The sequence below is a fragment of the Terrabacter sp. P2_E3 genome (assembly GCF_056403915.1).
The window spans coordinates 70,499-92,072 of sequence record NZ_JBFUEN010000013.1; the positions used below are offsets into that span (position 1 = coordinate 70,499).

Annotated in this window: 14 protein-coding genes and 1 riboswitch; of the genes, 5 read left to right on the forward strand and 9 right to left on the reverse strand. The window is 72.3% G+C overall.

Annotated features, from left to right (window positions below):
- Positions 1 to 145 precede the first annotated feature (145 nt).
- Entirely contained in the window at positions 146 to 577 is a 432-nt protein-coding gene (gene mraZ, locus AC1DW8_RS17420) for a division/cell wall cluster transcriptional repressor MraZ (RefSeq protein WP_478095320.1), read from the reverse strand.
- A gap of 496 nt (positions 578 to 1,073) precedes the next feature.
- Between mraZ and AC1DW8_RS17425 the strand changes: the two genes are divergently transcribed.
- The 3 genes from AC1DW8_RS17425 to AC1DW8_RS17435 are packed head-to-tail and all read left to right on the forward strand — an operon-like array spanning position 1,074 to position 5,681.
- Positions 1,074 to 2,114, forward strand: a complete 1,041-nt coding sequence (locus tag AC1DW8_RS17425; protein ID WP_056776232.1) for an AAA family ATPase — start codon at positions 1,074 to 1,076, stop codon at positions 2,112 to 2,114.
- Positions 2,115 to 2,130: 16 nt separating this feature from the next.
- Complete coding sequence (locus AC1DW8_RS17430; RefSeq protein ID WP_478095321.1) at positions 2,131 to 3,375, forward strand: DUF58 domain-containing protein; 1,245 nt, start codon at positions 2,131 to 2,133, stop codon at positions 3,373 to 3,375.
- Positions 3,372 to 5,681, forward strand: coding sequence for a transglutaminase TgpA family protein (locus tag AC1DW8_RS17435; protein WP_478095322.1), 2,310 nt, complete (start codon positions 3,372 to 3,374; stop codon positions 5,679 to 5,681). Before AC1DW8_RS17430 ends, AC1DW8_RS17435 begins: the two co-directional genes overlap by 4 nt.
- Before the next feature lie 108 nt (positions 5,682 to 5,789).
- On the opposite strand, the gene AC1DW8_RS17440 is transcribed toward AC1DW8_RS17435, so the two are convergent.
- From AC1DW8_RS17440 to AC1DW8_RS17465, 6 genes are all read right to left on the reverse strand, one after another.
- The gene (locus tag AC1DW8_RS17440; RefSeq protein WP_478095323.1) at positions 5,790 to 7,427 is read right to left on the reverse strand and encodes an RNA polymerase sigma factor; all 1,638 of its coding nucleotides are present in this window, start codon (positions 7,425 to 7,427) and stop codon (positions 5,790 to 5,792) included.
- 318 nt (positions 7,428 to 7,745) lie between these two features.
- On the reverse strand, positions 7,746 to 8,144 hold the full coding sequence (locus tag AC1DW8_RS17445) for a universal stress protein (RefSeq protein WP_020144644.1): 399 nt from the start codon (positions 8,142 to 8,144) through the stop codon (positions 7,746 to 7,748).
- A gap of 164 nt (positions 8,145 to 8,308) precedes the next feature.
- Positions 8,309 to 9,568: a homoserine O-acetyltransferase MetX gene (gene metX / locus AC1DW8_RS17450; protein ID WP_478095324.1), complete on the reverse strand. Its 1,260-nt coding sequence runs from the start codon at positions 9,566 to 9,568 to the stop codon at positions 8,309 to 8,311.
- Between the two features lie 15 nt (positions 9,569 to 9,583).
- Positions 9,584 to 9,698: riboswitch (SAM riboswitch) on the reverse strand.
- An 82-nt stretch (positions 9,699 to 9,780) separates the two neighbouring features.
- Positions 9,781 to 11,460, reverse strand: a complete 1,680-nt coding sequence (locus AC1DW8_RS17455; protein ID WP_478095325.1) for a DUF4192 family protein — start codon at positions 11,458 to 11,460, stop codon at positions 9,781 to 9,783.
- 161 nt (positions 11,461 to 11,621) lie between these two features.
- Positions 11,622 to 12,302, reverse strand: a complete 681-nt coding sequence (locus tag AC1DW8_RS17460; RefSeq protein WP_056776177.1) for a YkvA family protein — start codon at positions 12,300 to 12,302, stop codon at positions 11,622 to 11,624.
- Positions 12,303 to 12,406: 104 nt separating this feature from the next.
- On the reverse strand, positions 12,407 to 13,162 hold the full coding sequence (locus AC1DW8_RS17465; RefSeq protein ID WP_478095326.1) for an EcsC family protein: 756 nt from the start codon (positions 13,160 to 13,162) through the stop codon (positions 12,407 to 12,409).
- A gap of 159 nt (positions 13,163 to 13,321) precedes the next feature.
- Between AC1DW8_RS17465 and AC1DW8_RS17470 the strand changes: the two genes are divergently transcribed.
- Together AC1DW8_RS17470 and AC1DW8_RS17475 are read left to right on the forward strand one after the other, a co-directional pair.
- Positions 13,322 to 14,488 (forward strand): MalY/PatB family protein, encoded by a 1,167-nt coding sequence (locus tag AC1DW8_RS17470; RefSeq protein WP_478095327.1) that lies wholly within the window; start codon positions 13,322 to 13,324, stop codon positions 14,486 to 14,488.
- A complete protein-coding gene (locus tag AC1DW8_RS17475; RefSeq protein ID WP_478095328.1) occupies positions 14,481 to 16,232 on the forward strand; it encodes a DNA polymerase in 1,752 nt (583 codons plus the stop codon). The genes AC1DW8_RS17470 and AC1DW8_RS17475 overlap by 8 nt, the downstream gene beginning before the upstream one ends.
- A 139-nt stretch (positions 16,233 to 16,371) precedes the next feature.
- On the opposite strand, the gene AC1DW8_RS17480 is transcribed toward AC1DW8_RS17475, so the two are convergent.
- Both AC1DW8_RS17480 and hrpA read right to left on the reverse strand, forming a co-directional pair.
- A complete protein-coding gene (locus AC1DW8_RS17480; protein ID WP_056776172.1) occupies positions 16,372 to 17,310 on the reverse strand; it encodes a proteasome assembly chaperone family protein in 939 nt (312 codons plus the stop codon).
- 83 nt (positions 17,311 to 17,393) lie between these two features.
- A complete protein-coding gene (hrpA, locus tag AC1DW8_RS17485; RefSeq protein WP_478095329.1) occupies positions 17,394 to 21,530 on the reverse strand; it encodes an ATP-dependent RNA helicase HrpA in 4,137 nt (1,378 codons plus the stop codon).
- Positions 21,531 to 21,574 lie beyond the last annotated feature (44 nt).

The following is a 21,574-nucleotide window of genomic DNA, read 5'->3' on the forward strand; positions in this document are numbered from 1 at the left end:
TGGGGGCTGGTCCCCATCCGCTGCCTCGCCCGGGACGGGGGAAGTCGTCCCGGGTGTGGAGCGGCTGGAGGCCGGCGCTCAGGTGCTGGTCGGTGGTGCGGGTGATGTCGTGGCGGTCGTCGTCGGCGACGGTGGTCGTCCCGACTCAGAAGAGTCCGGGGATCACCTCCTCCGCCGTGTCGGCGAAGCTCTGCTCGGTCTGCTCGAGGTAGGCGTTCCAGACCCCGCTGTCCCAGACCTCGAGGCGCGCGCCGGCACCGATGACCGTGACCTCGCGGTCGAGGCCGGCGTACTGGCGCAGGTTGGCCGGGATCGTGAACCGGCCCTGCTTGTCGGGGATCTCGTCGGACGCGCCGGAGAGGAAGACGCGCATGTAGTCGCGGGCGACCTTGCTCGTCGTCGGGGCCTGGCGCATCTGGTCGGCGACCTTGACGAACTCGTCCATCGGGTAGATGAACAGGCTGCGTTCCTGGCCGCGCGTGACGACGAGCCCGCCGGCCATCCGCTCGCGGTACTTCGCGGGCAGGAAGAGCCGACCCTTCTCGTCGAGCCGGGGCGTGTGCGTCCCGAGAAACATGGTCCGCCACCTCCCCTTTGTCGACCCGAAGGCGTCCCCATTCCCTACCTTGAAGCCCCACGATACTCCACTTTGCTCCACCGTCAACGAACTTTCACCCTTTTTGGCCCGGCGAGTCCCGCGTTTGCGCAGGTCAGACGGGGTGGAGTGAAGTGGAGCAGTTGGGGCACCACCACTCGCCCGAACACCCCACCGCGGTGACGGCGACGCCCGCCCGGGCCACCCGGCCGACGCCCGCGCCCTGCGGATCGTGCTCAGCAGCAGGTTCGGCCCCACCAGGACCCGTCCCAAACCGAACCGAACGGCCACACCGGACGTTGGAGGTGGAGGAAAGTGGAGGTGGTCCCGGGCGCGCTCCCGGGGGCGTCGACCACGTGCCCACGACCAAGGTCTCCATCCGGTCACGACCGGGGCAGCCCTACCGGTGTCGAGGGTCCATGGGAGAAGATCACCTGACGGGTTACGCAGCCCGCCACGAGCAGCGCTGCGCCACGACATGGGGACGACGACGGAGGACAGTGTGACGACGACGGACACGGGGCTCGGGACCACGGCATCACCGGGCGCGGCCGCGACCACGGGCGCAGCCGACCTCGACCTCATCCACGACGTGGCGGAGCGGCTCATGGGTGCCATGACAAGCGTCATCGAGGGCAAGCCTGACGTCGTCCGCACCACCGTGACGGTCCTCTTCGCCGGTGGTCACCTGCTCATCGAGGACGTGCCCGGCGTCGGCAAGACGATGCTCGCCAAGACGCTGGCCCGGTCGATCGACGCCACGGTGCGCCGCATCCAGTTCACACCCGACCTGCTGCCCAGCGACGTCACGGGCGTCAGCATCTTCAACCAGGACGCCCGCCGCTTCGAGTTCCGGCCGGGCGCCATCTTCGCCAACGTCGTCGTCGGCGACGAGATCAACCGCGCGTCCCCGAAGACGCAGTCGGCCCTGCTCGAGTCGATGGAGGAGCGCCAGGTCACGGTCGACGGGACGACCTACACCCTGCAGGCCCCGTTCATCGTCATGGCGACCCAGAACCCCATCGAGATGGAGGGCACCTACCCCCTCCCCGAGGCCCAGCGCGACCGCTTCATGGCCCGGATCTCGATGGGCTACCCGGCACCCAGCGCCGAGCTCGACCTGCTCGAGACGCACGGCTCGAGCTCACCGCTCGACGCCCTGACCCCCGTGACCGACGCCGAGACGATCAACCGCGTCGTGCACGCCGTCAGCCAAGTCCACGCGAGTCCTGCCATCCGTCAGTACATCGTCGACCTCGTGACCCGGTCCCGGTCGACGACCGCGCTGCGGCTCGGCGCGTCACCGCGTGCCGCCCTGCACCTGCTGCGCGCGTCCCGCGCCTTTGCCGCGCTCGAGGGTCGCGACCACGTGATCCCTGACGACGTCCAGGTGCTCGCGGGGCCGGTCCTCGCCCACCGGCTCATGCCGTCGAGCGAGACCCAGCTCGCCCGCCGCACCACCGCCGAGGTGGTCACCGACCTGCTGCGCCAGGTGCCGGTGCCGCCCGCAGCGCGCTGAGCGGGGGCAGGCGCCCATGCGCTCGCTGCGCAGCGTCCTGACGACGAGGGGCCGGGCCTTCATGGGCTCGGGCGCGGTCCTCGTCCTCGCCGGGGTCATCTTCGGCTTCCGCGACCTCACCCGCTTCGGGGTGCTCCTCGTCGCGCTCCCCCTCATCTCCGCCGTGCTCGTGCGCACCCGCAAGACGCGGATGCGCATCGAGCGGCACAGCCACCCCGAGCGCATCAGCGTCGGCCAGGACGCACACGTCACGCTGTCCTTCGAGAACGTCTCGACGAACACGACGCCGATCTTCCTCGCCGAGGAGCGGCTCGACTACGTCCTCGGCGACCGGCCGCGCTTCGTCGTCGGCCGGATCCCGCCGGGCCGCGTCCGCGCCATCGACTACGCCGTGCGCTCCCACCTGCGTGGACGCCACCACCTCGGGCCCCTCGGGGTCCAGGTGCAGGACCCGTTCGGCCTCGCCAACCGCAACGCGGTGCTCGAGGGCACCGCCGACCTCGTCGTGCTGCCGGCCGTGCACCCGCTGTCGTCGAACCGCCAGCCGAGCGCGGGCGTCGGCTCCGAGGGCGAGCAGGCCCACCTCATCGCGCTGCACGGCGAGGACGACGTCACGATCCGCGAGTACCGCGACGGCGACGACCTGCGCCGCATCCACTGGCCCGCGACCGCCCGCACCGGCGACCTCATGGTGCGCCAGGAGGACCGCCCCGCGCAGCGTCGCGCCGTCGTGCTCATCGACCCGCGGCCCTCCGCGCACGGGGGCACGGGAGTGAGCAGCTCGTTCGAGTGGGCGATCACCGCGGCCGCGTCCATCGCCGTGCACCTGTGCGACTCGGGGTATGCCGTCCACCTCGTCTGCGCCGAGACGGTCGAGACCTCCCGCGCGGCCGAGACCATGACGCCCGAGGAGATCCTCGACGTGCTCGCCGTGGCGACGCCGCGCGACGACACGGGCGAGGACGAGATCCTGCGTGCCGGACAGGCCCTCGCCGCTGCCGGCGGCTTCCTCGTGGCCGTCGTCGGACCGCAGGGACGCGACATCACCTCCCGGGTGGCGAGCCTGCGCCAGCCGGGCACCACCGGCCTGGCGCTCGTCCTCGACGCCCGTAGCTTCGGCGCGACCGATGCCGAGGAGGCCGTGCCGCACGTCGACACGCTGCGCCTCGCGGGGTGGCGCGCCGTCTCGGTCCAGCGCGACGAGGACGTCGCGCACGTCTGGGCCGTCCTGACGGCCGCCACCGTCGGAGGCAGCCGATGACCCGCCGTCGCTGGAGGATCACCCTCCTGGCCGCCCTGGCCACCCTGGCCGCCGTCTACCCCATCACGAGCCTCTTCGTCGAGTCCACGTGGCTGCCGCAGGCGGCCTTCGTCATCGCCCTCGTCGCCGGCCTCGGCCTCGTCGCCCGGGGCCTCACCCGCTCGCGCGGACTCGTCGTGCTCCTCCAGGTGCTCGTGACGTCCTACGTCATCCTCGCCCGCTACACGGGTGAGTCCTTCACCCTCTTCGTGCCGACACCTGCCACCCTCGAGGCGGCCAACTCCCTGGGGCTGCAGGCCCTCGAGACGATCAACCGCTACTCGGCCCCCGCGCCGCTCAACGACGGGCTGACGTTCTGCCTCGTCGTCGCCGTCGCGCTCGTCGCCATCGCGGTCGACGCCATGGCCGCCACGTGGCGCAGCCCGGCCGCCGCCGGACTGCCACTGCTGACGGCATACCTCATCACGGCGGCCAACGGCGACGCCGCCCTCGCGCTGCGCTTCTTCGTCGTGCCCGTCGTGCTCTGGCTCGTCATGCTGCACACGACCGCCCGGGCCCAGTTCGGGCGCTGGGGCACGGCCAGCGCGGCCGACGAGAGCGAGATCGACGAGGCAGCCCACGACCGCGACGCCCTGCGCTCGTTCACCGCGGGGGCGCTGAAGCTCGGCGCCGTCGGGGTCGTCGTCGCCCTCATCGTGCCGGCCGTCATCCCGCACTTCCCACCGCGCTACCTCACCGAGGGGCTCGGCCGGTCGGGCGGCGGCGCCGGCGAGGGGTCCGTCGGGTTCAACGACACGCTCGACCTCTCGCGCAGCCTCAACAACCAGGACCAGTCGCCCGTCCTGACCTACACGACGACGGCCTTCACGCGGTCCCCCCTGCGGGTGCTCGCGACGTCGTACTACTCCCGCGGGCAGTGGAGCGTCGCCGGCGCCACCGGCGATCGTCCCGACAACCCGTCTCCGCTGCCGCCACCGGACAAGCGACGCGACTACGTCATCACCGTGACGGACAACACCCTCGCCGCGCCCCGCATCGCGGCGCCCTACCCGGTCGTCGCCGTCGCGATGGAGGGCACGCCGTGGAGCATCGACCCCGTCACGCGCGACGTCCGCGTCGACCGCGCGGTGAGCACCTACCGGGTGACGTATGCCGACCTCGCGCCCTCAGCGCCGGAGCTGCGCGAGTCGGGAGCCCCGGACTCGCCGGACATCACCGACGACGACCTCACCATCCCGGACCGCTCGCGTGACCTGATCCAGCAGTGGTCCGACCAGGTCACCCGCGGCGCGGACAACCCGCTCGACAAGGCGATCGCGATCCAGAACCACCTGCGCGACCCGAGCCGCTACACCTACTCCCTCGACCTCGGCGAGCAGCTCCGCGACAGCCAGGGCCGCCTGCTCGAGCCGATCCAGAACTTCTACCAGACCCGGCGCGGCTACTGCGTGCAGTTCGCGACGGCGATGATCATGCTCGCCCGGGCCCAGGGGATCCCGGCCCGCATGGCGATCGGCTTCCTCCCGGGCCAGCTCTCGGACGAGCGCTACATCGTCCGCGCGAGCGACGCCCACGCGTGGCCCGAGCTCTACTTCCAGGGCTACGGCTGGCTGCGCTTCGAGCCGACCCCTGGTGCCCGTGCGGGCTCGCCGCCACCGTATGCCGTCCTCGGCGCGGGCTCCGGCCCGACGGGTGGTGGGCGCGAGGTCAGCGAGACGAACACTTCGAGCGGCACGGCCTCGGCCACCAGCTCGACCACGGCGGCAACGGCGGCCCCCGTGCAGAAGGAGGAGACCTTCCTCGGCTCCGTCGGGCACGTCTTCACCGTGCGCAACGTCGTGCTCGCCCTCGCGCTGGTGCTCGGCCTGCTCGCGGCGTTCGCGATGCCGATCACGGCCTGGCTGCTCCGGCTGCGTCGCCGACGCGCCGCCGTGACCCAGCAGGACCTCATCGAGGCCGAGTGGGACGACCTCACCTCGCACTTCGGCGACCTGGGGCTCAGTGCGCCCGAGGGCGTCACCCTGCGCCAGCTGCGCGAGCGTTACGTCGCCGACGGGCACCTCGACGAGGAGAACGCCACCGCCATGCGACGGGTCACGGCGACCCTCGAGAAGTCCCGCTACGACCGGCCCGAGCGCACGACACCGCAGGAGGCCTTCCGGCTGCACCACGACATCCGGTCGATCCGGCGTCAGGTCGGCCGCACCCGGGCCTGGCAGACCCGGGCACGGTCCTTCTTCTGGCCCGAGGCTGGTGTGTCGTTCTGGCGCTCCCTCCCGGACCGCCTGCTCCCCCGGCGCCGCTGAGCCCGGCACACGGCATACGCAGACAACGGGACACCGCAGACGCGAAGGAGCCCACGACGACGTGTCGTGGGCTCCTTCGGTGTCCGGGCCGGCCGGCGCGGCGCGTCCTCAGTCGAGGTAGTCGCGCAGCACCTGGCTGCGGCTCGGGTGACGCAGCTTGCTCATCGTCTTGGACTCGATCTGGCGGATGCGCTCGCGCGTGACGCCGTAGACCTTGCCGATCTCGTCGAGCGTCTTCGGCTGGCCGTCGGTCAGGCCGAAGCGCATCGAGACGACGCCGGCCTCCCGCTCGGACAGGGTGTCGAGCACCGAGTGCAGCTGCTCCTGCAGGAGCGTGAAGCTGACCGCATCGGCCGGGACGACGGCCTCGGAGTCCTCGATGAGGTCACCGAACTCGCTGTCGCCGTCCTCACCGAGGGGCGTGTGCAGGGAGATGGGCTCGCGGCCGTACTTCTGGACCTCGACGACCTTCTCGGGCGTCATGTCGAGCTCCTTGGCGAGCTCCTCCGGGGTGGGCTCGCGGCCCAGGTCCTGGAGCATCTGACGCTGCACGCGGGCGAGCTTGTTGATGACCTCGACCATGTGCACCGGGATGCGGATGGTGCGCGCCTGGTCGGCCATGGCGCGGGTGATCGCCTGGCGGATCCACCACGTCGCGTAGGTCGAGAACTTGTAGCCCTTGGTGTAGTCGAACTTCTCGACCGCACGGATGAGGCCGAGGTTGCCCTCCTGGATCAGGTCGAGGAAGAGCATGCCGCGGCCGGTGTAGCGCTTGGCCAGCGAGACGACGAGTCGCAGGTTGGCCTCGAGCAGGTGGTTCTTGGCCTTCTTGCCGTCCTGGGCGATCCACCACAGCTCACGCTTGAGCTTCATGTCGATCTTGTCGCCCGAGTTGAGCTTCTCCTCGGCGAACAGGCCGGCCTCGATGCGCTTCGCGAGCTCGACCTCCTGCTCGGCGTTGAGGAGGGCGACCTTGCCGATCTGCTTGAGGTAGTCCTTGACCGGGTCGGCCGTGGCGCCGGCGGTGACGACCTGCTGGGCCGGGGCGTCGTCCTCGTCGTCGTCACGGATGACGAAGCCGGACTCCTCGGTCTCCTCGGTCTTCGCGGCGGCTGCGGGGGTGGCCTCGTCACCGTCCTCGGCGTCGTCGTCCACGTCGACGGGCTCGACGACGACCTCCTCCAGCTCGCCGACCGGTGCGTCCTCGGGCTCGGCGTCGTCACCGGCGACGACGGTGCCGTCGGCCGACGTCGTGGCCTTCTTCGCGGCGGTCTTGCGGGTGGCGGTCTTCTTGGCAGCGGGCTTTGCGGCCGCCTTGGCGACACCGGCGTTCGTGGCAGCCTTCTTGGCCGTGCGGGCCGCGGCCGCCTTGGGGGCGGTGGCCGCCTCGTCGTCGGTGGCTGCGGCGGCACGGGCCGGCGCCGCCTTGGCCGTCGTCTTCTTGGCGGCGGTCTTCGTCGTCGCGGTCGTCGTCCGCGTCGCGGACTTCGTCGCCGCGGCGGTGGTGCTGCGTGCGGTGGCCACAGTGCCTCCCTTGGTCCCTGTTCGGGTCTTCTTCGTCGTGCTGGAGTGCGGCGCGTCGACGACGATCTCGATGTCGTGGGCCTCGAGGGTCGTGAGGACCGGCTTCATCTGCTTCAGGTCGAGTCCTGCATCGACCTGGGCGCGCGCGATCTCCGTCCCGGTGATGGTGCCGCTGCTGCTGCCCTTGACCAGGAGCTGCATGATCGCCTCGTGCTGGAACACCTTCGGCAGGGTCTTGGGAGCTCCAGCGGTTGTTGCCTTAGGCACGGATGCAGTCGCCTTTCGTCACAGGTCTCGTCTGATGGTCGACCCGAATCCGGGCATGCACCATCACAACGAACGAGAATGGGGGTTGGTGCCGGAAGAGCTTGGCCTGTCGGAGTCGATCCCTGTTTCGAGCTCTCGGTGCGCCTCGTGCGATCCGGTACTCGGACATTATAAAACGGCGTACGCCCTCCGAGCGAACGCGCGTCCAACCCGCGTGCCGCGAACGGGCGTCCGGCCCGCACGAACCGGGCCGGACGACGTGCCGGAGAGGGCTCAGTCGCCCTTGACCGCGAGCACCGGGCAGCTCGCGTCGAGCAGGATGCGCTGCGCGTTGGACCCGAGGATCAGCTTGCCGACCGGGCTGCGGCGACGCAGGCCGATGACGATGAAGTCGGCCTTCTCCTCCTCGGCGACGGAGATGAGGTCCTCGGCGGGGTCGTTGCCCCGGACGAGCTGGCGCACCTCGTGCTCCAGGCCCTTCTCCTCGAGCAGCGTCTGCACCCGGGCGAGCTCGCTCTCGAACTGGCTGGCCTCGTTCGCGTCGAAGTCCTTGCCGCCCCGGTGGGAGCTGATGACGACGAGCTTCGCTCCACGCAGGACGCACTCCTCGGCGGCTCGCTTGAGCGCCGCGCGACCTTCCTTGGTGGCGACATAACCAACGACGATGGCCACTTTCCCGGACCTCCTTGGGACGGAAACAACCAGTGCTCGCACCGTACCCGATTACGAGGCGTCCGGCGCGTCCCGCGCGAAGTCTCACCGCGGCGTCGGCGACGCGGACGACGAGCGTGCGACAGCACCGCCTGTCGGCGAACCGCCCCGGCGCGCAGATGGGTTCAGTCGCGGAGTCGTTCGAGCGCGTCCCGTACGATGCGACCCACCTGGTCCTCCTCGATGAGGAAGCCGTCGTGCCCGAACTCCGAGGTGATGTGTGCGCGTCGGGACCCCGGCAGGGCGGCGTGCAGCTCGTCGGAGAGCCGGGGCGGGTAGAGGCGGTCGGTGTCGACCGAGACGATGGTGCACTCGGCGCGGACACGCTCGAGGGCGGCCTCGAGCCCCCCGCGGTCGCGCCCGACGTCGTGCGAGTTCATCGCCTCGGTCAGCACGACGTAGGAGTTGGCGTCGAAGCGCCTGGCCAGCTTGCCCGCGTGGTGGTCGAGGTAGGACTCGACGGCGAACCGGCCGCGGTCTCCGGCGCGCAGCGGGTCCTCACCGAGCTGGGCCTCGCGTCCGAAGCGGGTGCCGAGCTCGGTCTCCGTGCGGTACGTGATGTGGGCGATGCGGCGAGCCAGGCCCAGGCCGGTGTCGGGTCGCGCGTGGCCCTCGTAGTAGTCGCCACCCGCATAGTCTGGGTCGTTGCGGATCGCCAGCAGCTGCGGCTGGCACCAGGCGATCTGGTCGGCGGTCGCGTACGCCGTCGACGCGAGCACGATGCAGCGGTCGACGTCGTCGGGGTGCGTCACGGCCCACTCCACCGCACGCATCCCACCCATCGAGCCGCCGACGACGGCCGCGAGGCGGCGGATGCCGAGCCCGTCGAGGAGGCGTCGCTCGACGGCGACCTGGTCGCGGACCGTGACGTAGGGGAAACGGCTGCCCCAGGGTCGACCGTCGGGCGCGGGGCTCGCGGGGCCGGTGCTGCCCTGGCACCCGCCGAGGACGTTGGACGCGATGACGAACCACCGCTTGGGGTCGACCGGTCCACCGGGCCCGATGAGGGCGTTCCACCAGCCGGGCGAGGCGTGTCCGTCGCCGGCCTCACCGAGGACGTGGCTGTCGCCGGTCAGTGCGTGCTCGACGAGGATGACGTTGTCGCCGGCCTCGTTGAGCCGGCCCCACGTCTCGTAGGCGATGCGGACGTCGGGCAGCACTCCCCCGCGCTCGAGCTCGATGTCACCGACGTGGGCGAACTGCCGCCGCCCGACCGGGTCGCCGTCACGCCAGGCGCCGTCGGGCCGGCGGGGCTCCGGTGCCGTCGGGTCGACGTGGCTCGTCGCCGCACGGTCCCTCGTCGCCGAGTCGCCGGTCTGGCCGGTGCCAGCGGTCCCGGGCCGCGCACGGCGACGGGTGCTCTGCGTCCGGTGGGTGACGGTCATCGGGGTACTCCTCGGTCCTCGCGCTTGCACGCACCCGGGGACGGGGCGGCCTGGTCTTCACCCGGGGCACCCCACCGCGAAGGAGGGTTGCCGACCAGCGAGCCGGGGCTTGTCGCTGGTACTCATGACCTGCTCCAACCATACGCGAGGCCTCGCGGAGAGGCCGCGCGCCGTTCCACGACATGGACGGACGGCGCCGCCGCCGGAGACGCTCAGGCGCACTCCCGTGGCCGGAGGCCGACGTCGAGGGCGTGCCGCAGCAGCCGCCCCAGCCCGTCCTCGGGCTCCAGCTCGAGCGCACGGTCGACCGCGACCCCGGCCCGCGCACCGTCGCCGCACCACCACGCCATCGAGGCGAAGAGGGACAGGACGGGAACCGCATGATCCGCCGGCGTGAGTCGGCAGACCTGCTCGAGGCGGGACAGGACGAGTCGTGGCGTCGCAGCCTCGTCCCACTCCTCCCAGCCGCTCGGGTCGGTGCCGTCACCGAGCCACGACTCGGGAGCCGCGTCGGGCGCTGCGGCGAGGCCGGCCCGAAGGTCGAGCGAGCGCGGTCCGTCCCGGTCAACCGACGCTTCGAGCGCCGCGACGGTCCCCATGGCGTCCAGCTCGTCCAGCACCCGTCGTGCCTCGAAGACGTCGCGCGGCGGCTCGCCATCGTCCTCGTAGTCGTCCTCGTGGTCGTCCTCGTGGTCGTCCTCGTCGCTGTCGTTGTTGTCGTCGCCGGGGTCCTCGTCGTCGGTGTCGTCGTCGTGCCGGTCCGACGACGGCGGCCCCGCAGCCAGCAGCTGCAACAGCGCTCGGAGCGCGTCGGAGTCGCCCTCCTCGAGGCGTTCCTGCACGGGCGTCCCCGACCCCGCCGCGGTGTCGGGGTCGCCCGGGTCCGCACCCGATCCCGGGGAGCGACCGGGCTCGGCGCCGTCGGGTGTCCGGACGCCGGCCGTCTCGTGATCGCCCGCAGCCGGGGCGAGCCGGAGGTCTGGACCGAGCAGCACCCCGAGGAGGGCTGCGAGGTCGTCGGACAGGAAGTCGGCCGAGGCCATCCCGGGGCAGAGCCACGCCACCAGGGCGTCATGGAAGCGCGGGTCACGGAGCGGACCTACGAGGGACGGGAGCCAGTGCTCGACGCCGTACCCCTCGATCTCGCCGTGCAGCACCCCTCCCCAGGCCACGAGGGAGTCGTGGACGAGGAACTGGCGAGCCGTCGGGTCGCCGCCGTCGAGGACCCCGAGCGCCGCGCCGGGTCGGCGCCCCCGTCCTGTGGGTCGACGGCGCCGACCCCGGGCGGGCTTCCGGTCCGTCCGGCTCGCCCGGGCCGGCGTCCTGCTGAGGGAGCCACCGGCTGCCACATAGCGGCGCTGCCAGTCGTCGATCGCGGCGGCAGCGAGGTCGTGCCGGGGCTCCGTGGGGGCGAGCGGCTCGACGAGCCTCGCCAACCCCTCTCGGTCCGCCAGGACGGAGTGCCCGAGCGCCACGTAGCTCGCGACGGCCGGCACGTCCGCCTGCTCCGGGAGGAGCCAGCCCTCCGAGGGGCAGCAGTCGCACCCGACCGAGCGCCAGCGCCCCTCGAGGACCGCGAGTCGCTCCCGGACGACGACCCGGTGGTCCTCGACGCCCGTGGCGAGCGCCTCGAGCAGGGCCAGCGACTCGTCGCGCACCTGCTCGAAACCCACGAGGGCCACCGACGACGGGGAACCCTGGAGCAGGGTCGGCACCGTCTGGGCGGCGGCCTCGGCGGCCAGGGTCTCGTCGACGAGATCGAGCCGCGCGACGAGCCCGAGCCGCTTGCCGTGGAAGCACACCACGACGACACTGCGCTCCGGCTGGAAGCCCAGGTGGAAGGGGATGATGGTCAGCAGCTCGGCCGGCCCGGACAGTGAGATCTTCGGCATGTCCCGAGCCTCGCGGCACGCACCGGGGACCGGCAGACCCCGATCGGCTCCTGTGGACCGAGTGCCTTTCGTGTCAGGGGGTGTGGATCGCGGACCCAGCGGCCGGGTTCACCGCACGCAGCACGGCGCAGCAGTACGCCGTGTCGCCGAGTGCGCTGGGCTCAGCGCTCGAGGCGCTTGCGCACCGACTCGAGGACGTAGTCGGTCGCGGCCTGGCGCGTCCCTTCCGGAAGTCGCGCCCGGTCGTCCCGACCCCGCCCGGGGTCACTGCTGGCGGACCTGCCCCTGACACGCGTGACGCGGCTGACGATGCGGCGGGGTGCAGCAGCCCCGGTGCTGTCACGGTCGCGGCGCAGTCCGTCCTCGGCACCTCCGGCCCACGCCCGGGTCGTCGGATCGCCCGGCACCGTGACCGGCTCACCGTGCACCGTCGTGCGCGACGCCTCGGTCGCCGGATCGCCACCCGGCGCCCCGCTCGCAGAACCACGCCGGGGCCGCGGGCGGTGCAGACCCTGACCGACCTCCCAGGCGATGAAGCGCTCGGTCTCCTCGAAGAATGCCTTGACCGCCCAGGAGATGACGACGGCGTCGTCGGCCGCGCCGATGACCGGCAGGACCGCCTCGGGCAGCAGGTCGACGGGCGAAGCGACGTAGGCGACCGCCCCTGCGACGAGCCCGAGCCGCTTGAGGGTCGTGCCGGCATACGTCCCGTCCACGGTGGCGCGCACCATGCGCGGCACGGCCTGCAGCCGCTCCGGCAGGCTGGGCGCGCCGGGTCGCGTCGAGGCGCGCACGACCGACGCGACGGTCGCGGCCATCTTGATCCGGGATGCGGGCTTCATGCCCGGCCCAACGAACGGGTGCCGCGTGCGATTCCCCGGCCCGGACGGCGATGCGCAACGGTGATCTGCGTGTCCCTCACGGTGAGGCCAGTCCAGCCGGTCGCTCAGCGACCGAAGGTCTCGACGGGAGGAAACTCCTTGGCCGCCTGCTTGCCGACGCGGCCCAGCATGTAGACGTCGACCGCGGCGCCGATGAGGCCTCCGACGACGGGCACGAGGCGCCCGAGCCGGGCGAAGGTCCCCTGCCCGATGCGCCCGAGCAGGCGGAAGCCGACCGCCTTGTTGAGGACCATGAGCGCCGGGGCGGGCAGCCGGTCGAAGGCGACGGACGACAGCTTGCCACCGGCGGCCTGCAGACCGGCCTTCTTGAGGAGATCGTCACTGTCGGCGCCGGCGAGGGTCAGCAGGATCGCGGAGCGGATCTCGGGCTGGTCGATGTCGTAGCCGCGCACCTTGGCCGTCGCCGCCGTCATGCGGGTGGCCAGCAGGTAGAACTCGAGCACGTTGGCCGGCAGCGAGAGGGGCATCGTGAAGAAGCCGCCCAGACCGGTGGCGAAGCCGCCGATCGCGCCGAGCTGCCGGTGGTCGCGCACGATGATCCGCAGGGCCTGGTCGCGGTCTCCCCGGGCGTGCTTGAGCGCGTTGGCGGCGACCTCGTGGGCCGGGTCGAACGGTCCCTTGCCGTCGATCCCGACGTCGAGGAGACGCTCGACGAGTCGGGTCGCGGCTCCCGAGAGACCTCCCTCGGCCGGCAGGGCAGCCCGCTCGAGCGCGCCGGCGTCCTTCGCCGTGCGCAGCTTCACCGCGGTCGCGTCCGATGCCTCGACGGTCTCGTCCCTGCCGTAACCCAAGATGCCCACCGGCTCCACCCCTTCGTCCGTCGTCCCTGTGCGGCGGCTGTCGATTCGCCGCCGACGACACCGTATGCCGCCCGGGTCGCTCGTGGCACCCTCGTACCCAGTCGAGCCGACCGGGGACCGCGGGAGACGACGTCCCCCCGCTCTCGTAGGGTCGCTCCCATGGGTGAGAGGCACGCAGACGGCGCGACGATCCTCGGCGTCCCGCTGGCCGACCTCCGGCGCGACCGCACGTCGGTCAAGTGGGGACGCTACGAGCCCGACGTCATCCCGATGTGGATCGCCGAGATGGACTGCGCGCCGTGCCCCGCGGTCGTGGACGCCGTCAGCGCCGCCGTGGCCCGGGGCGACACGGGCTACGCCCTGACGCAGGAGTATGCCGCCGAGATCGCCGCGTTCGCCGCCGACGAGTGGGGCTGGGGCTTCGACCACGACAGCACGACCCGCGTCGCCGACGTGCTGACCGGCGTGACCCACCTGCTCGGGCTCCTCACCGACCCCGGTGGCCCGGTGGTCGTCAGCCCGCCCGTCTACAACGCCTTCTACGAGGTCATCGAGGCGTGCGGGCGACGGGTCGTCGAGGCGCCGCTCGGTCCGAACCACCGGCTCGACCTCCACCGCCTCGCCGACGTCTTCGCCGAGGTGACCGCTGGAGGCGACCGCGCCGCATACCTGCTCTCCAACCCACACAACCCGACCGGCACGGTGCACACCCCCGACGAGCTGGCGGCCCTGGCCCGGGTCGCCGACGAGCGCGGCGTCCGGGTCGTCTCCGACGAGATCCACGGTCCGCTCGTGCTGCCGACGAGCACCTTCACGCCCTATCTCGCCGTCGCGGGCGCCGAGCGCGGCATCACCGTGACGTCGGCCTCCAAGGCGTGGAACCTCGCAGGGCTCAAGGCCGCGATCATCGTCCCCGGGACCGACGCCGCCGACGACGTGCGCCGCCTCCACCCCTGGGTCACGTTCGGCGCGAGCCACCTGGGCGTCATCGCGCAGACCGCTGCCTTCCGCGACGGGCGCGAGTGGGTGCACCGACTCGTCCGCGAGCTCGACTCCAACCGGCGTCTGCTCGCCGAGCTCGTCGCAGCGCAGCTGCCAGGCGCCCGTCTCGTCGTGCCGGAGGCGACCTATCTCGCGTGGCTCGACCTCTCCGGGCTGGGCCTCGGCGACGACCCCACCGGCGAAGTGCTGCGCCGCGCCCGCGTCGCGCTCTCCCCCGGTCCGATCTTCGGCTCCGGCGGCGCGGGGCACGCGAGGCTCAACTACGCGACCTCCCCCGACATCCTCCGCGAGGCCATCAAGCGGATGGCGAGTTGCCTTGACTGACAAGTCTTCCGGTCCGCCGCTCGTCGCGCTCGTCGTCGGCCCCCGAGGGGCGTATGCCGTCGGGCCGGAGGTCGACGAGGCGTGGCCGCTCGGCGACGTGGTGCGCCGGTTCGTCGACACGACGACGCGGCTCGGTCCGCGCTGGGTCGTGTGGTCGGCCGCCTCGACCCTGCGGCCCGTCGTCGGCGCCGGTGTCGACGTCTCCCGCACGTGGGACCTCGCCGAGGCCCACCGCATCGTCCACGGCGGCTGGTGGGCGACGCCCGGTCATGTCATGGCCGGGTGCCGCGGGCTCGACGAGGCCGACGTGCCCGCGCCACGCGCGCCGCGGCTGAGCGGCTTCGACGGCGACCTCTTCGACGTCGCTGCCGGCGAGGACGTGTCCCTGCTGACCGCGGCCGGCCACCTCCGCGCCGATGCTCTCGCGTGGGCGACCGACGACGCCCGCCTGCGCGAGCTGGCCGTCCTGGCGCTCGACTGCTGCACCGCGCAGCGCGAGGCCCTCGCCCGCCTCGGCGGCGACCACGTCGGTCGGCTCGAACGCACCGTGTGGTCCGAGTCCGCCGCGGCCGTGCTCTGCCTCGAGCTCGAGCGCGACGGGCTCCCCGTCGACCGGGCCGCCGCCGAGGACCTCATCGCGACGTCCGCCGGGGCGCGACCCGACGACGACGCCGACGCGGCGCGCATCAGGGCAGAGCGCGACGCGGTCGTGCTCCGCCACGCGCCCGGCCGGGAGCGCACCGACCTGCGCAACCCGGGCCAGGTGCGCGACCTGCTCCTCTCGGTCGGTGTCGACGTGCCCAACACGCGCGCCTGGGTGCTCGAGCCGTACCGGCACACCCATCCCCTCGTCGACGCGCTGCTCCGGTGGCGCAAGGACGAGCGGATCGCGACGACCTACGGCTACCGCTGGCTCGACGACCACGTCGGCGCCGACGACCGGCTCCGTGGCGGCTGGACCGCCTGCGACGGGGCGGCCGGGCGCATGACCGCGCAGAACGGTCTGCACAACCTCCCCGCACCCCTGCGTCCAGCCATCTGCGCGGCACCGGGCCACGTCTTCGTCCGCGCCGACCTCGGCCAGATCGAGCCGCGCGTCCTCGCCGTCGTCAGCGCCGACCGGGCGTTCGCCGAGGCCACCCGCGCCGACGACCTCTACGCACCCGTTGCCGCCAAGCTCGGCGCCGACCGGCCCCGGGCCAAGGTGGCCGTGCTCGCAGCGATGTACGGCCAGCGCTCGGGTGCGGCGGGCGAGGCCCTCAAGGACCTCGAGCGCGCCTACCCCGTGGCCATGAGCCTGCTCGACCGGGCCTACGCGGACGGGGTCGCCCGCCGTCCGGTGCGCACGTGGGGTGGACGGCTCATCCGCTTCGGCGGGGTGCCCCTGCCCGCGCTCGAGCCGGGCGCGCCCGAGCCGTCCGGCAGCGCCGAGTTCTCCGCGACGGGCGCGGACGGAGCGCGGGGCCGCTACGCGCGCAACGCGATCATCCAGGGCTCGGCGGCCGAGCTCTTCAAGGCGTGGGCGGCGACGGTACGCCACGCGGTGCGCCCGCTCGGCGGGCAGATCGTGCTGTGCCTGCACGACGAGCTGCTCGTCCACGTGCCCGAGCAGCACGCCGCGGCCGCGGCGGCCGCCGTCGAAGGCACGCTGACGAGCGCAGCGCGCACGTGGGCCGGCACCGACGAGGTCCGGTTCGTCGCCGACACCTCCATCGTCCGCCGCTGGAGCGAAGCGAAAGCCTGACCCGAGGCAGCCGAGCCGAACACGAGCGAGCGGGGCGCGGCGGGGGGAGCGGCATCGGCGGCGGCCGACGGCATACGGGAGCAGGGGACACGAAGGCGGGCCCGACCAGATGGTCGGACCCGCCTTTCGTCAGAACGCCTCAGGTGCGGTCGTCGCCCTGGTCCTCGTCGGTGACGTCCTTGAGGAACGCCTCGAACTCGGCGCCGATCTCGTCGGCCGTCGGGAGGTCCGAGAGGTCGGTGGCGAGCAGGTTGCGCTGCTGGCGGCCCTCGAGGAACGTGTCGTACTGCTGCTCGAGCGCGTGCACCACAGCGGAGATCTCGTCGGACTCCTCCATCTGCCGGGTGATCTCGGCCCGGTTGAGCCCGGCGGTCGCGGCGAGCTCGCGCAGGTCGAGGTCGAGCCCCGTCGCAGCGCGCACCCGCTCGAGGCCGAGCACGGCGGCGTCGGCGAACTCGCTCTGACCGAGGTAGTGCGGCACGTGGACGGCGAAACCGATGGCATCGAGCCCTGCCTCGCCGAGGCGCAGCTCGAGCAGCGACGAGAAGCTCGCCGGCACCTGGACCGTGCCGAACGCCGGGTCGTTGCCGGTCACGAGCCGCGGGTTGGTGCCGTGCGCGGTCACGCCGAGCGGTCGGGTGTGCGGGACGGCCATGGGGATGCCGTGGACGCTCACGGTGAGGTCGACGCCGAACGCCTTGACGAGCATCGTGGTCGCCTCGACCATCCGGTTCCACTGGTAGTCGGGCTCGGGGCCGACGAGGAGCAGGAAGGGCACACCCTCCTTGTCGACGACGCGGTGCAGCAGCAGGCTCGGGTCGTCGTAGCTGCTCCAGTGGTCGCGGTCGAAGACCATGACGGGCCGACGGCCGCGGTAGTCCAGCAGCTGGTCGACGTCGAAGGAGGCGATGACGCGCGACTCGTGCGTCTCGAGGATGTGGTCGGCCATGAGTCGCTGGGTGTGGCCGGCGTCGATGAATCCGCCGAGGGCGACCACGAGCACCGACGCCTGCAGCTGCTGGAGCTGGCTCGGTGAGGTGTCGCTCTCGAACTGGAAGAGCTCGGTCGGGTCCTGCACGGGTCTGGCCTTTCGTCGTACGGGGTCCTTCGTGCAACGCTCCGCTGCATCCCATGATTCCCCATGTCCGGGCGCGGCAGGGGTCAGGCGTCCACCTTGGCGATCGCCTTGAGGATGCGCTGCGGCGAGACGCTGTATGCCGTCCCGACGGTCTGCGCGAAGAGCGAGACCCGCAGCTCCTCGATCATCCAGCCGATGTCGACGACGTCGGCGGCGCCGCGCTGGGCGGGCCGCAGCGTGTCGAGCAGGTCGGCGTACCGGCCCTCGACGAGGTCGACCTGCTCGAGCGCCTGGGCGTCGCGGGCCAGGTTGGCCGGCGCCTTGTCGAGGCGATGGGTGATCCCCCGCAGGTAGCGATCGAGGTCAGGCAGACGGCGCAGCCCGGTGTTGGCGACGAAGCCGGGGCGCACCAGCTCTCCCAGTTGGGCCCGGACGTCGGCGAGCATCGGTCGGATGGCCGGGCTGCTGGACCGGTCGAGCTCGGCGAGCCGGTTCGTCAGGGCGAGGTGCTTGGCGAGGATCGGCTCGACGAGCCCGACGACCTGCACGACCTTGGCGGTCGTGTGGGTGCGCACGGCCGACAGGGCCCACTCGAAGTCCTCGCGGGTGCGCACCGTGTGGTCCGACCTGTCGGTGACGGCGTCGTCGCGGATCGCGTCGATGGCCGCGGCGAGGCAGTCGTCGAGCAGGGCCGGGACGCTGCCGTGCGGGTTGTGGCCGAGCGCGAGCTTCTGGGTGTTCGTCAGGCGGGCGAGGATCTGCTTCCACGGCGGCGAGATGCCGAGCAGGAGGAGTCGCCGGACCCCGAGGCGGTGCTCGGCGTCGGCCTCAGCACGCGTCGGGAGCACCCGGAGGTCGACGGTCGAGCCGGTGTCGACGAGGGCCGGGTAGCCGTGGACGCCCTGCGCGCTCTCGAACGACTCGGCCACGCCTGCGTCGGGGAACGACGTGAGGCCCGCGCGCTCGAGTCCGGAGCCGGCGCGGCTGACCTGCCGGCGCAGCTGCGGCGCGGCGGTGTCACGGACCGCCTCGAGGTCCTTGCCGGTGGCGACAGGTCGGCCGTCGGCGCCGTCGACGCTGAAGGTGACCTGCAGGTGCGGCGGGATGCGCTCGACGTCGAAGTCCGCGGGGGTGACGGCGACGCCCGCCCGGCGCCGCAGCACGGTCGCGAGCGTGACGAGGAGCGGTCCCGACGTCGGGTCGAGCTCGGGCAGGACGGCGCGGGCGTGGTCGGGCGCCGGAACGAGGTTGCGGCGGATCCCCTTGGGAAGGCTGCGGATCAGCGCCGTGACGAGCTCCTCGCGGAAGCCCGGGACCTGCCAGTCGAAGCCGTCGGGTGTCACCTGGTTGAGGCGCTCGACCGGGATGTGCACGGTCACGCCGTCCTGTGCCGATCCCGGCTCGAACTGGTAGGTCACCGACAGGACGTTCTCGCCCTGGGTCCAGGTCGTCGGGTGGTCCTCGTCGGCGATGCTGCCCGCGCTCTCGCGCAGGAGCAGCTCCTCGGTGAAGGTCAGCAGGTCCGGCGTCTGACGCCGCGCCTTCTTCCACCACGTGTCGAAGTGACGTCCCGAGACGACGTCGGCGGGAATCCGCTTGTCGTAGAACGCGATCAACGTGCTGTCGTCGACGACGATGTCGCGGCGCCGGGTGCGGGCCTCGAGCTCGCCGAGGCGTTCGACGAGGGCGGCGTTCTCGCGCAGGAAAGCGTGTTCGGTGTGCCAGTCGCCCTCGACGAGGGCGTGCCGGATGAAGAGGTCGCGCGCGAGCTCGGGGTCGATGCGGCCGAGGCCTACGACGCGGCCGACGACGAGCGGCACGCCGTAGAGCGTGACGCGCTCGGTCGCGACGGCCGAGCCACGCTTTCCCGACCACCGTGGCTCGGAGTACTGCCGCTTCACGAGGTGCTCGCCGAGCTGCTCGGCCCACACGGGGTCGATGCGGGCGTTGACGCGCGCCCACAGGCGGCTCGTCTCGACGAGCTCCTCGGCCATGACGAACTGGGGTTGCTTGCGGAAGAGCGCCGACCCGGGACTGATGCCGAAACGCGTGCCACGCGCACCGGCATACTCCCGCTTCTGCTCGTCCCGGACACCGACGTGCGAAAGGAGTCCGGCGAGCAGCGACTGGTGGATCGCGTCGACGTCGAGCTCGCCCTGGGCCACGTCGGTGCTCCCGCGGCTCAGGTCGAGACCGGCCTGCTTGGCGGCCTGCTTGACCTGGCTGTGGAGGTCCTGCCACTCGCGGATGCGCAGGTAGTGGAGGAACTCGGCCTTGCACATCCGCCGGAAGGCGCTGCTGCTCAGCTCGTGCTGACGCTCCTTGAGGTAGGCCCAGAGGTTGAGCCACGTGACGAAGTCGCTCGTCTCGTCGGCGAAGCGCTTGTGCGAGGCGTTCGCGAGCTCCTGCTTGTCCTGCGGCCGCTCGCGCGGGTCCTGGATCGACAGGGCCGCGACGATGACGAGCACCTCGCGCAGGACACCGCGCTGGTCGGCCTCGATGACCATGCGCGCGTGACGCGGGTCGATCGGCAGCGTCGCGATGGTGCGGCCGTATGCCGTCAGGCGGCGTCCCGGACGGCGCCTCCCCCGCGCCGGGGCGGGCTCGTCGTCCTCGGGGGCGAAGGCCTGGAGCTCCTCGAGGAGCCGGACGCCGTCGGTGATCTGGCGGCTGTCCGGCGGGTCCACGAAGGGGAAGCGTGCGATGTCGCCGAGCCCGAGGCTCGTCATCTGGAGGATGACCGAGGCGAGGTTGGTGCGCAGGATCTCGGGGTCGGTGAACTCGGGGCGGCTGTCGTAGTCGTCCTCGGAGTAGAGGCGGATCGCGATGCCGTCGGAGACGCGCCCGCAGCGACCCGACCGCTGGTTGGCCGACGCCTGGCTGACCGGTTCGATGGGCAGGCGCTGGACCTTGGTGCGCTGGCTGTAGCGGCTGATGCGCGCCGTGCCCGTGTCGATGACGTAGCGGATGCCCGGGACGGTGAGCGAGGTCTCGGCGACGTTGGTGGCCAGCACGATCCGGCGGCCGGTGTGCGACGAGAAGACGCGGTGCTGCTCGGCGGCCGAGAGCCGTCCGTAGAGCGGGACGACCTCGGTGACGGGCAGCTTCATGCCGTTGAGCGCGTCGGCGGCGTCGCGGATCTCTCGCTCGCCGGAGAAGAAGACGAGGATGTCGCTGCTCGTGCCTGCGTGCCGCTCGGTCCACAGCTCCTCGACCGCCTCGCAGACGCCGGTCACCATGTCGCGCTCCTCCGCCTCGGGGCGGTCGGGGTCGACGAGCGGGCGGTAGCGGATCTCGACGGGGAAGGTGCGGCCCGAGACCTCGATGATCGGGGCCGGCTCGCCCGTGGCCGGGTCGGCGAAGTGCTCGGCGAAGCGCTGGGGGTCGATGGTGGCCGAGGTGATGATCACCTTGAGGTCGGGGCGCCGAGGCAGCAGCTGCCTGAGGTAGCCGAGGATGAAGTCGATGTTGAGGCTGCGCTCGTGGGCCTCGTCGATGATGATCGTGTCGTAGCGGCGCAGCTCGCGGTCCCGCTGCATCTCGGCGAGCAGGATGCCGTCGGTCATGACCTTGACGAGGGTGTCTCGGCTGCTCTGGTCGGTGAAGCGCACCTGGTAGCCGACAGCGGTGCCGAGATCGACGGCGAGCTCCTCGGAGAGCCGCTCGGCGACGGCGCGCGCCGCGATACGACGCGGTTGGGTGTGCCCGATGACGCCGTCGAGGCCGAGACCGAGCTCGAGGCAGATCTTCGGGATCTGGGTCGTCTTGCCCGACCCCGTCTCACCGGCGATGACGACGACCTGGTGGTCCCGGATCGCCGCCGCGATGTCGTCGCGACGCTCGACGACGGGCAGGTGCTCGGGATAGGTGATGGGCGGAACCGTCGCCGCCCGGGCGGCGCGGCGGGCCTCCCGCTGCTCGGGCGTCAGGGTGCGGACGCCCTGACGTCGCGAAGTCGCGGTGCGGCCGTGGTCGCGCCGGTCACCCTCCGTGGCCCTGGCGCGCTGGGCCGTCCGGTCCGAATGGCCCTTGGCGGCCGCGGGCGTCGAGGGAGTCGAGGAGGCCGGTGGCTCGGTGGAGGCCGAGGAAGCCGAGGAGGCCGAGGAGGCGGGGGCCGAGGGTGTCTGGGCCGGAGGCTGCTGGGCGCCCGCCGGACGTCGACGCCCGCGTCGACGAGGTGGCCGCGAGCGCGCGGGTGCGTTCGCAGGCTCGTCGGACATGCTCGACAGGATAGGCGGGCGGCGGCGGTGGCTCCGAACGGATA

Excerpts from the sequence above, each read along its gene's own strand:
- mraZ (WP_478095320.1), bottom strand. The coding sequence starts at position 577 with ATGTTTCTCGGGACGCACACGCCCCGGCTCGACGAGAAGGGTCGGCTC.
- AC1DW8_RS17425 (WP_056776232.1), top strand. The coding sequence starts at position 1,074 with ATGGGGACGACGACGGAGGACAGTGTGACGACGACGGACACGGGGCTC.
- AC1DW8_RS17430 (WP_478095321.1), top strand. The coding sequence starts at position 2,131 with ATGCGCTCGCTGCGCAGCGTCCTGACGACGAGGGGCCGGGCCTTCATG.
- AC1DW8_RS17435 (WP_478095322.1), top strand. The coding sequence starts at position 3,372 with ATGACCCGCCGTCGCTGGAGGATCACCCTCCTGGCCGCCCTGGCCACC.
- metX (WP_478095324.1), bottom strand. The coding sequence starts at position 9,568 with ATGACCGTCACCCACCGGACGCAGAGCACCCGTCGCCGTGCGCGGCCC.
- AC1DW8_RS17455 (WP_478095325.1), bottom strand. The coding sequence starts at position 11,460 with ATGCCGAAGATCTCACTGTCCGGGCCGGCCGAGCTGCTGACCATCATC.
- AC1DW8_RS17460 (WP_056776177.1), bottom strand. The coding sequence starts at position 12,302 with ATGAAGCCCGCATCCCGGATCAAGATGGCCGCGACCGTCGCGTCGGTC.
- AC1DW8_RS17470 (WP_478095327.1), top strand. The coding sequence starts at position 13,322 with ATGGGTGAGAGGCACGCAGACGGCGCGACGATCCTCGGCGTCCCGCTG.
- hrpA (WP_478095329.1), bottom strand. The coding sequence starts at position 21,530 with ATGTCCGACGAGCCTGCGAACGCACCCGCGCGCTCGCGGCCACCTCGT.